The 9,888-nt window shown below is 62.8% G+C and carries 14 protein-coding genes; 4 read left to right on the top strand and 10 right to left on the bottom strand.

From position 1 onward, the window contains the following. Positions 1 to 347: 347 nt before the first annotated feature. From AC01FP_RS14490 to AC01FP_RS14455, 8 genes are all read right to left on the bottom strand, one after another. Positions 348 to 620, bottom strand: a complete 273-nt coding sequence (locus AC01FP_RS14490) for a hypothetical protein (RefSeq protein ID WP_474481288.1) — start codon at positions 618 to 620, stop codon at positions 348 to 350. Between the two features lie 18 nt (positions 621 to 638). Beyond that, positions 639 to 1,220, bottom strand: coding sequence for a phage tail tip lysozyme (locus tag AC01FP_RS14485; protein ID WP_474481286.1), 582 nt, complete (start codon positions 1,218 to 1,220; stop codon positions 639 to 641). Further along, on the bottom strand, positions 1,217 to 1,960 hold the full coding sequence (locus AC01FP_RS14480) for a L,D-transpeptidase (RefSeq protein ID WP_474481285.1): 744 nt from the start codon (positions 1,958 to 1,960) through the stop codon (positions 1,217 to 1,219). The genes AC01FP_RS14485 and AC01FP_RS14480 overlap by 4 nt, the downstream gene beginning before the upstream one ends. A gap of 355 nt (positions 1,961 to 2,315) precedes the next feature. Then, the gene (locus AC01FP_RS14475; protein ID WP_474481283.1) at positions 2,316 to 3,608 is read right to left on the bottom strand and encodes a glucose-1-phosphate adenylyltransferase; all 1,293 of its coding nucleotides are present in this window, start codon (positions 3,606 to 3,608) and stop codon (positions 2,316 to 2,318) included. After that, positions 3,605 to 3,832 (bottom strand): DUF3136 domain-containing protein, encoded by a 228-nt coding sequence (locus AC01FP_RS14470; protein ID WP_474481282.1) that lies wholly within the window; start codon positions 3,830 to 3,832, stop codon positions 3,605 to 3,607. Before AC01FP_RS14470 ends, AC01FP_RS14475 begins: the two co-directional genes overlap by 4 nt. A 79-nt stretch (positions 3,833 to 3,911) precedes the next feature. Next, positions 3,912 to 4,775 (bottom strand): aldose epimerase family protein, encoded by an 864-nt coding sequence (locus tag AC01FP_RS14465; RefSeq protein WP_474481280.1) that lies wholly within the window; start codon positions 4,773 to 4,775, stop codon positions 3,912 to 3,914. Between the two features lie 120 nt (positions 4,776 to 4,895). Further along, entirely contained in the window at positions 4,896 to 5,480 is a 585-nt protein-coding gene (locus tag AC01FP_RS14460) for a helix-turn-helix transcriptional regulator (protein WP_474481278.1), read from the bottom strand. A 197-nt stretch (positions 5,481 to 5,677) separates the two neighbouring features. After that, positions 5,678 to 5,896 (bottom strand): CP12 domain-containing protein, encoded by a 219-nt coding sequence (locus tag AC01FP_RS14455; protein ID WP_474481276.1) that lies wholly within the window; start codon positions 5,894 to 5,896, stop codon positions 5,678 to 5,680. Positions 5,897 to 6,088: 192 nt separating this feature from the next. Here AC01FP_RS14455 and AC01FP_RS14450 point away from each other — a divergent pair, with 192 nt between their 5' ends. From AC01FP_RS14450 to AC01FP_RS14440, 3 genes are all read left to right on the top strand, one after another. Next, entirely contained in the window at positions 6,089 to 6,478 is a 390-nt protein-coding gene (locus AC01FP_RS14450) for a hypothetical protein (protein ID WP_474481274.1), read from the top strand. A gap of 114 nt (positions 6,479 to 6,592) precedes the next feature. Beyond that, the gene (locus tag AC01FP_RS14445; RefSeq protein WP_254954499.1) at positions 6,593 to 6,832 is read left to right on the top strand and encodes a DUF1830 domain-containing protein; all 240 of its coding nucleotides are present in this window, start codon (positions 6,593 to 6,595) and stop codon (positions 6,830 to 6,832) included. A gap of 263 nt (positions 6,833 to 7,095) precedes the next feature. Beyond that, entirely contained in the window at positions 7,096 to 7,395 is a 300-nt protein-coding gene (locus tag AC01FP_RS14440; protein ID WP_474481271.1) for a 2Fe-2S iron-sulfur cluster-binding protein, read from the top strand. Between the two features lie 241 nt (positions 7,396 to 7,636). Here AC01FP_RS14440 and AC01FP_RS14435 read toward each other — a convergent pair whose 3' ends face one another. Then, positions 7,637 to 8,722, bottom strand: a complete 1,086-nt coding sequence (locus AC01FP_RS14435; RefSeq protein WP_474481269.1) for a DUF4912 domain-containing protein — start codon at positions 8,720 to 8,722, stop codon at positions 7,637 to 7,639. A 265-nt stretch (positions 8,723 to 8,987) separates the two neighbouring features. Here AC01FP_RS14435 and AC01FP_RS14430 point away from each other — a divergent pair, with 265 nt between their 5' ends. Further along, positions 8,988 to 9,233 (top strand): hypothetical protein, encoded by a 246-nt coding sequence (locus AC01FP_RS14430; protein WP_474481266.1) that lies wholly within the window; start codon positions 8,988 to 8,990, stop codon positions 9,231 to 9,233. 90 nt (positions 9,234 to 9,323) lie between these two features. On the opposite strand, the gene AC01FP_RS14425 is transcribed toward AC01FP_RS14430, so the two are convergent. Next, on the bottom strand, positions 9,324 to 9,698 hold the full coding sequence (locus AC01FP_RS14425) for a hypothetical protein (RefSeq protein WP_474481263.1): 375 nt from the start codon (positions 9,696 to 9,698) through the stop codon (positions 9,324 to 9,326). Positions 9,699 to 9,888: the final 190 nt, after the last annotated feature.

Here is a 9,888-nt window from a genome sequence, read left to right as displayed (position 1 = left end):
CGGAGGCATGACGTAGGAATGCCTCAGACTGAGGAAGCCCGGAGCAAGCCACTGGTGGGCAACCCAAGAGTTTTGGAAGTGGGTGGAGCAAGGCCGATGTGCGGCCTGTTCAGCGCAGAGCTGGAATCCCAGAGCGGGAGCGAACGGGTGGAAGCTCGGAGCGATCAAACATCCGAATTTCGGTTGTTTGATTCGGCTGTATGGGGTATCCGGTGGAGGCAGGCTGGGTGGATGCCCTGGACTCCTTACGCCGATTGGATTTTTACGCTGGTGAGCACTGGCAGCATGCTGCTGATTGTTTGGCTGGTGTTGCGGCCTAGGCAGTGAGCGCAGGAGCTTGATCGCGCTCAAGAGGGAGGTGCCATCCGCGTCAGTGCTGCACCACCCAGCAGCGCCAGGAGGAGCTTGAGGGTGGAATCAAAGCCGCCCTGCAGCTGCTCAAGCGTGCCGGGGCAGATCTGACCAACAGGCCGGCCCTCGAGTGCTCGCTGACCGCAGACCCCAGCAGCCAGCGAATAGATCAGCAGCTGGGTGCCGATCACCACCGCCAGGGTCTTAAAGATGAACCGCTCACGGTCGAACGGCGGCTTGGGAGGCAAGGGCGTTGGGTTTGCTTCCATCGCTGCTCTTCCCCTTGGTCAGGCCTCTAAAGGCGGCAACTGCAGCTCACCGCCCTGCAGCAACCCCCAGATCCGTTGGGCTTCCGCCTGGCGCCGCTCTAGGTGCGGTGTGCCGGGCCTGAAGTAACCCTCAGCCGCTGCGGCTGAACCGGTCCAGTAGGCCGCTGCCGCTGCTGAATCCATGCCAGAAGGCCGGTCCTCAAATACACGGGTCCAGCCGATCAACGATCCCTCGGGCGGGTCATGCAGACCGGCGTATTCCTCGGCGAAGTACTGCTCCTGCCAGCTGTTGCTGTTGGGATCTATGCCTTCTGCGATGGCCTGGCTGCGGGCGGCGTCATAGGCGGTGCGCCGCACGCCGGTGTACTGCATCGCCCCACGGCCGGCGCCACTGCCTGCCTCGATTACATCGAGGTTCTCCAGTTCCGGCTCACCGGTCTCGATGACCATGCAGCCAAGAAAGCCGCAAGCCTCCTCAGCACTAAGCGCCTTGATGACGCCAAGGCTGGCCTCGGTGACGGCGCTGCTGCAGAAGAACTCCAGCCAGTGCTGCAGGTTGGCGTGGGACCCGGACTCCTGGCCCAGGGGTCCCGCCGTCACTTTTTTTCCTGAAACACCCCCACATAAACCGTGCCCTGCCGGTACAGAGGCAACACCTTGTCGCGTAGATCGGCGTTGTGAATACGGATGCAGCCCAAGGTGGGATGCAGGGGTTGCTGCGCTGCCCAAGCGCCGGGCCAGCCGCAGGCGGATCCACCGCCGTGGAGCATGATCCCGGCCCGGCCGGCCTTGACCTCCTGGCCCTCTAACTCCTTCAGGTCAAAGGAGTACCAGCCGTAGGCCATGGCGGTATCGGAGCAGGGTGGATTGGGGTTTTGCTCGTAATCCGCATACAGCTGGCCCAGCTTGTAGAGACCTGGCGGGGTGTCGGTGTTGGTGTGGCTCCAGTCCGTATCCGCGCCCTGCCCGCGAGCCAGGCAGGGGAGCTTCCACAGAAACTGGCCGTTGTGGTCATAGGCCTCCATGTCTTCGTCGCGGTCATTCACAAGCAGGTAGGAATCACCCGGTTTGACCGGTGCCGGCTTCTGCGGACCGACCATGCCGGCTTCCTCTGAACCGCGGGGATCAAGACCACCGGACGGAGGCTGCGGCTGGGCTGGGGCTGGTGGCTGCTCGCTAAAGGTGAGTGCCCAGGGCGCCTGCTCGCAGAGGATCGCGGTGCTCTGGTCGCTGCTGTCGATGGCGGCATACAGCTGCTGCACACCGGCTTGTTGTTGCGGCTGGTCGCGGTAGAAGCGGAAGCGATCGCCGAACCGCTCGGCGCTCATCGGGGTGGTCATGGGACGTGGAGCTGACCACTGCCTTTGCCAGCTGGGAGCTGGTCTTCGGCAGACCGCTGGTTATGGCCTGCTCCACGATGTCGGCTTCGCGACCCACGCCCTCAGCGGCCACATCGGCCTTCACCGCCATGACAGCCGTCTCGGGGTGGCCTATCTGCTGGAGGGACCACTGGACGGAACGCCGGGGACCCTCATGCAGCCCTGTAATGCTGAACGCCGGGGAAGCAGCCTTTGAAACCTCCGGCGTCACCTACTGGTGGCGCAATCAAACAAGCCAACCGGTGCGAGCCCTTGTTGTCGACATCGTCGAGGAGTCAACGCCCTGAACAAGCTGATCGCTTAGAGCGTGAGGCCCCTAAATGACCGAGCCATCGGCCACCGTCGTGTTCTTTTCGATCACCACAATGCCGCTGCGAATGGTGAATCCCAGCTCACTGCGGTCCGCCTCCTGCACCCAATCCTTATTGATGATCTGCACATTGGCGCCGATACGCACATTCTTGTCGAGAATCGCTCGCTTCACCACTGAACCAGCCCCAATCCCGAGCGGCACGCCACCACGGGAGCGCACCAGGGAGCGCTCAGCCTCCGATTCATAACTATCGGCACCCATCGCCAGCGTGTCCTCCAGCACCGCGCCCTCCTCCACCCGCAGGCGGAGACCCAGCACGCAGTGCTGAATCACACAGCGATCAAGCAGGCAACCCTCGCTAAGCACCGAGCGGTGCAGGTGCGAATCACGGATCTGGCTGGGCGGTAAATAGCGCGAGCGGGTATAGATCGGGGCCTGCTCGTCGTAAAAGCTGAAGGCGGACTGCTCATCGGCCAAGGCTAGGTTCGCGTCGTAGAAGGCTTTGATGGTGCCGATGTCTTCCCAGTAGTCATCGAACAGGTAGCTCTGCAGCGGCAGGCCATTGGCCAGGGCGGCCGGAATGATTTCCTGGCCGAAGTCGGTGGCCTGCGGCTGGCTGGAGAGCAGGTTGAACAGGGTGTCCCGCTCGAACACATAGATGCCCATCGAGGCCAGAAACGGTCGGCGCTCCGCTTCACTTGCTGATAGGCCCAGTGCCCCGGTGTCGACCCGCATCGCCTCAAGGGTCTCGCCCTTGGGCTTCTCGCGAAACTCCCGGATCCGCCCTGCCGTATCGGTGCGCATCAAGCCAAAACCTTCGGCCGCCGAGCTGTCCACCGGCAATGCCGCCACCGTCAGCGCGGCACCGCTGGCTCGATGGGCCGCTACGAAGGCCGCGTAATCCATCCGGTAGAGCTGATCACCGGAGAGGATCAGCACCTGATCCACATCCCAGGCCTCGAAAAGTTCGCGGTATTGGCGCACGGCGTCGGCGGTGCCCTCAAACCAGCTCGGGCTGTCGGGGGTTTGCTGGGCCGCCAGCACCTCCACGAAGCCGCTGCTGAAACCGGAGGAGAGGTTGTAGGTGAGGCTGAGGTGGCGGTTGAGCGATTGACTGTTGAATTGAGTAAGGGCGTAGATCTTGTTGATGCCGGAGTTGATGCAGTTGCTGATCGGGATGTCAATCAGGCGGTATTTGCCGCCCAGCGGCACCGCCGGTTTGGCGCGGGTGAGGGTGAGGGGCTGCAGCCGGGTGCCGGCACCGCCTCCGAGGATGATCGCCAGAACTCGATTCACGCGGTGAGTTCCCGCCTGAGCTGGAAGTAGAGGTGGTTGGGATCCTTGTAATGCCTTGGCAGGCATTGATGCAGCTTCTCGAGGCGATGCCAGCAAACGCTCCGCTTGATCTGCTCGATGGTTTTTTCCTCTCGGATCAGGATGCGCAAGGCCTTGCAGTACACCGGAAAACTTGCTTCTAGTTCGCCGATCGTTAGGGCGGCGGTGAAGGTTGCCTGGCTCATAGCAGCAACGATTCGGACGTTCAAAATCTTCGAGCAGCCGCCCGGTTGAGGGAAACCCCCGCTTGGGGGCAATTCACCCTCAGACGTCCTGGGTTGCTGTGAAGGCATAGCGGGTTTGGAGCCTCGTGCTGGCACCGGGGCCCAGCTCGAGTTTGCGGTCGCCGCTCAACAGGGCCTGGCGCGGTGCGCTCCAGGGTTCCATGCACACCATCGCCCGCGGTGGCTCCGTCCAAAGCACCACCAGATCAAGGGGGTGGCTCAGCTGCAGTTCCAGGCTGGTGCCGGCGGCCTCGTCCACCAGCCGCACTGCCCCCTTGGGCCGCACCAGCAAATCGATGCCATCGGCCAGCCTCTCCATCTGCTCCGCCGTGGAGGCGTCCTCCATGGTGAGGTGGTTGAGGCACTGGGCCGGCAACCCCTCAAAGCGCACACTCTCCAGGCTGGAGAGGTTGAAGTATGGGTGCAACCCGAAGCTGAAGGGCATCGTGTCGCTGCCGCGGTTTTCCACGATGGTGGTGATCTCCAGCGCCCCTGGTGCCAGCCGCACCTCCATGGTGAGCAGGAAGCTGAACGGGTAGGACTTCAACGTCTCCTCGGTGTCGGCCAACTGCAGCTGAACGCCACCTCCATCCGCCAGGGGCTCCAGGCTCCAGGGCAGCTGGCGCGCAAAGCCGTGCTGGCCGAGGTTGAACACACCCTGGGGCAGGGGGAGCTGGTTGTCTGGCAGGCCTCCGGTGATCGGGAAGAGCACCGGAAAGCCTCCCCGCACCGATTGGGCTGGGTCGAGGAAGCGCTCGAGATCGAGGTAAACAACTTCGTGGCCAGCGCAACGCCAGCCGCTGATAAGCCCCCCGCGTTCTGGCACTACCCGCAGCAGATCACCGCTGATGGGATCGCTGAATTCCCAGTGGGGATAGGGAGTTTCCCGTTGAATTAGGGACATGACATGGCCTTCCGGGCCGGAATCTCAGTCAATCTGCTGCAACGAGCCAGGAAGGGATGCCCCCAATCGGGAACAGTGCGGAGCCCCCCCTGGCGATCGGGACCAGGTGGTTGGCGCCGCTCAGATCTGAACCATGCCGCAGCGCATTCCCTTCAGAACGGCCTGCAGCCGGTTGTGCACGTTGAGGGTTTGCAGTAGCCGCTTGGTGTAGGTGTGAGCGGTTTCATCACTCACCACAAGACGCTTGGCGATCTCCCGGTCGCTCAGGCCACTGGCGAGCAGGTCGAGAACTTCATACTCGCGGGGGGTGAGCCTGGGACAGCTCAGGTAGGGCAGGATGCCCGTCCGCAGGGAGGGGCTGCGGTAGGAGTGCCCGCCAAGTACGGCCATGACGGCGGCCTGCAGTGGCTGCTGATCATCCACGAAGTCGGCCTCAGCAACAACGGCTTCCAGCCACGGGGTCTCGCTGCACTCCGCCGGAATCGCATCCCCCAGCGCCAGGATCACGGTATGGAGCTTCGGATGAAGCTGGCGAGCCTCACGCACCAGATCGAAACCGTTGCCGCTCTCCAGGTAGTCGGTGCAGACCAGCAGCTCGTAGGGATCGTCGGCTTGCGCAGCTAGATAGCCGAGGCAGGCTTCTTGATCGGTGACGGCGCAAGTGATACGGGAATACTCCCCGAAGGTCCGGCAAAGCGCCCGCAACAGAAAACGGCCTTTCGCCGCAACGGCGAAAGGCCTGAAATCTCAATAAATTCTAGGCCCTCTTCATGAAACCCTTTGTCGGCAGTGGCCAGGAAGGGAGTGAGATCCATGCTCCGGCTGATGCCTCTGGCTGGGATGCGAAGTAAGCCAGGGCCAACCCTAGGAGTGGAGAGTCCTGCCCTCGAACCGATCCCGGCTCAGTCGTCGTAGACGCGGCAGTTGACGTCGGAGGGGTTGAGGTCACAGAACACTTCGAAGGGAGAGGGGGCCTTGGCCTCCTCGGGGTGGCGCTGTTGGAACTCCTCCAGTTCCCTGATCTGCTGCTGTATCTTTCTGGCGGTCGCTTGCTCACCTTTCGACTGGGCCTCGGTGAGGGCCGAGCGATAGGTCAGGAGCTGGTCTCCGATAGTGGCCATAACGCACAGCCCCAGCGGGTCCAGTTTGGCTTGGTGAATGTAACCCTGCCGGATCTCTGGATGGGACACCCGACCAGCCGATCGCTGGGCAACGTCTGCCGTTATTCAGGTACTTCTGCTCATCCTGAGGGGCAGCATCGTGTCGGCGTCCGTTGATCCGCCAGGGTGGTGCGGCCTCGCAGGATTGAATCCATGGCAGACGCTCCCTATCTCGTTGCCCTGGCCCTGGTGGAGTTTGCGGGCAAGCGCGCGCTGCCCCTTACCGGCAAATCTCAGTCAGCCGCCGCTGCCGATGCCGTTGATCCCGGCGATGACGGACGCACCCTGGCTCTGGATCTGCTGCTGCGCCTGTGGCAGCGCAGCGAGGAGGGCCCTCTGCAACGGGCCGCTGGTGAGGCCAGCCTGCTGTTGCTGGAACTGCCGATGGAGCTGATGAGCGAACAGCTGCCGCTGCTCAAGGCGAGCTGGATCGCCGGCGATGAGACGGCATCGTTGCTCAATAGCCTGGAGGGCCTGGCGATCAGGGCCTGGCGGATCACGATCGCGAAATATGAGCCGGTCAGCTTCATCGCCTGGCCCTGATCGCCGGTTGGCCAAATTGCCCCCATTTGGGGACAATCGCTCATCAGGTTCGAATCGTCACCGTTGTGCGTTAGCCAAAGCAGCTATGCAAAGAGCAACGCCCAACCCACGAGGATGGATACCTGCCTCTATCACAACACCAGCAATCAAATGGTGATCCTGCGTTGTATCGGTCCGGAGGCTTTCTTTCAGGAGAAGGTGATCTTCCCGTTTGAGGAATGGCTGTTTAGCTGTCCACCTCAGAGCCGCGTCGACATCTGGTCCCATGGCCTCACGGGCGTCGAGCAACTCGATTCCATCAATGCGGATGACCTACTGCTTCCAGCCGAACTTGCTGTCCCCGTTGGGGGCTGATTCAGGAGAAGCGCGCTCAGACCTTGCCCGAGACGAGCACTACGGCCAGCAACAAGGCCACCAACATAAGCTCACTCAACATTGTCTCCATCGGCCTGACCGTATCCCTGCTCAGGCCACACTCTCTGCCAACAGCCCTGGCGACGGCGCCCCCCAAGCGGGGGCAAAGCCTCCCCGTATGGGGACTGGGCCTGCGGCACCTTGAGCCAGCAGGCTGAGCAGCGAACCAGTCCAGGCTGGACCCCCTTGCCCGCCCTGTTGCCATGGCCACCTACAAAGTCACGCTCGTCAACGCCAACGAGGGACTGAACCGCACCATCGAATGCGCCGATGACCAGTCGATCTTTGATGCGGCAGCGGATCAGGACATTGATTTGCCAGTGTCCTGCCGCGCTGGCTCCTGTTCGTCTTGCGCAGGCAAGTTGATCAGTGGAACCGTGAACCAAGAGGATCAGGCCTTCCTCGATGAAGACCAGATGGCGGCCGGGTTCGTGCTCACCTGCGTGGCGTTCCCCACCTCGGATTGCACCATCGAAACCCATGCCGAGGAAGCGCTCTACTGAGGCGCCACCCAACCACTAGCAGCCCAGGCGTTAAAAGCAGCTGCCCTGAGCAGGTGGGTGCCATTAAGCCCACGCTCCGCCACCGGACCGGCTGGGCATGGCTGGTTGTCGTGTTCAGGCAGGTGCTGCCCAGGCAGTTGTTGAAGTCCGTCATGACGGACCTCCGTTTGCTGTTTTTTGTCTGCTCCCAGCGGCGGATCAGCGATGCCGCCAAAAAGGGGTAATCGCCGATCCAGGTGCCTCAGAACCACTCCACTAGCGCTTCTTCCTTGCTGTTTACCTGCGCTTCTGGGGTGTTGCGCTGGAACTCCAGCCGGACCCAGCGCTCCTGCTCGCCATCGGCGGCCACCGCCCGGATCGGGTACACCTGCTGGCCATCGCGGAAGGGCACCTGCACCCGGAAGGTGCCATCACTGCTCAGCGGCACTGGCGCATCACCGATGAACAGGCTGGCGCTGGGCTCGGTTGCCCCATAAACAATCAGCTCGGCATCAGCTACCAGCCAAAAAGAGCGTGGCTGGGCCATGCCACGGCCCGATTCACTGCGGCCACTGGCCCACAGACCCGCCCCGGAAGCGGAGCTAAGCCACTGATCCCCCAGCTGCCCAGCGCTCCCCTGCTCGTGCCACACCTCCGACCCCATGCGCCGGCGGCTCGGACTAGCAGCAGTGGACTGGCGGTACATGAGCTCGTGCTCCACACCGCCGCCGCTCTGAGCAGGCGGCAGGCTGGAGAGCAGTGCCGGCAGCACATCGAGGGAGAAAGGCACGAACAGGTCGGCCACCACCTCGCTCGGCCCGCTGGCCGGCATGCGCGCCACCGAGGAGAAGGCCAGATGCAACCAGCCACCGGAGGGCAGGCGATAGCCCAGTTCCACGCGGTAGTCGCGATCACAAAGCGGCAGGGCTAGGTACCACTCGCTGCTGTTGGCATCGACCACCACCTCCTGCAGGGCGTGGGGATGGCTGGCGCCAGTCTGCAGACCTGTCACATCACTCACCCGCAGGCAGAGCTGGCTGGCACCGGCGGCAGCGGCGCGCTGCTGATCGATGCTGCCGAGCTCCCAGAAGACATGGGCCCACTGCGGATCCCGGGGCAGGAAGGTCACCTCGCTGCCGCCAGCGGCGGCGCTTGTGACCACTGCCACAGGCACGTAGTCGTTGGCGGCTGGAGCTTGTTGAGGTAACACCTGTTGTAGGGCGTCGATCAACTGCGAGCGGCTGAGGCGGCTGTAGACGTTGGCGAGCGGAGAGTTGCGGGCCAACGCGCGCAGCTGGGCAATGGTGCGGCCGGCTAGGGACGACAAGCTGCCTTTAGTTGAATCCATGCCTGCACGTCAATATTTATTTCATATTCACCCGGTTTGCACTAAAGCCACTCCCTGTGTTAGCGGACGGCTATAAGCGGGGATCATGCTGCTGACCTAAGTGGGCAGCCGTTTTTGGAGCTGACAGCTGACAGTCACTGGTCGAAAGACTGCTTTGGTGAATCCGTGTAAGCAGAGGCAGGCCATGTACCTGCAACCTCAGCCATAACCACAACACAGCACGCCCTAGAACTCCGCAGTGACCACCGTCAACTCAGCAGCCGTGATGGAGACCTCTGATCTCAGGCCCGTGCACTGGCAGCTGCCGGCGGCGCTGCTCGACGCCCTCGAACATCAGGCCGGTACCGAGGGGCTGCCGGCAGAGCAGATCGCCGCCCGAGTACTGGAAGCTGGTCTGATCGAGCTGGGCATGATGCCCAATGGCCGCTGCTCCGTGCGCACCGGCCTCTGCGGCAGCGGACCTGTTCCACTGGCGCTGCAGCAGAACAGCGGTGCCAGCCCCCTCACCTGAACTGTTTGGCTTCCCCATCACAGGCCTCTGCCGTGTGGAGCACGACAGCTCGGTTATCGCGCACGCTACTGATGATCTGCTCGGCGCTGCTCAGCCCTGGCGCCGGTCGCTCCGCTCCAGCACTTCGAGCTCTGGCAGTGCCTCCTGCAGGGTCTGCAACAACTGCGAGAAGCTGCGCAAAGTCAACGGTGCACCGCAGGCCATTGCTTCATGGCTTTGCAGCTCCAGCAGCAGGGCCATTACGCCCGCTGCTCCAGCGGCCTGCCCCCAGCTCAGCACAAGCTTCTGATCACAGGAGTCGCGGTGATCGCTGGCCTGGGCCGTGAGGCCGGTGGGGCCGCAATAGGCCACTGCAAGGTGAGCTGACTGGAGCAAGGCCATTAACTGCTCCCCCAGCTGCTTCCCTACCGCCTTGCCATCCAGCGCGGCTGAGGGAAACCGGAGTTGGGCGCTGAATCGGGCCATGGCGCTCTTGCCTGTCTGGCCGTCTTGTACCTCGACAACCTAGGAACTCCAGTTGGGGTGCTTTTGAGCAGCAAACAAAGCTTTGCCTTGCCCATCCTTCTGGTCCTTGCCCGCCTGACACTCCTATGGATTGTCAAGCCCTCCACGCCTCCGTGATCGGCTGGTAGTTGCCCGGTACTTGAGGGGCAGG

Source organism: Cyanobium sp. NIVA-CYA 375, from assembly GCF_056108345.1.
Note: the sequence above shows the minus strand (reverse complement) of the source record. Positions and strands in the feature narration are given on the sequence as shown.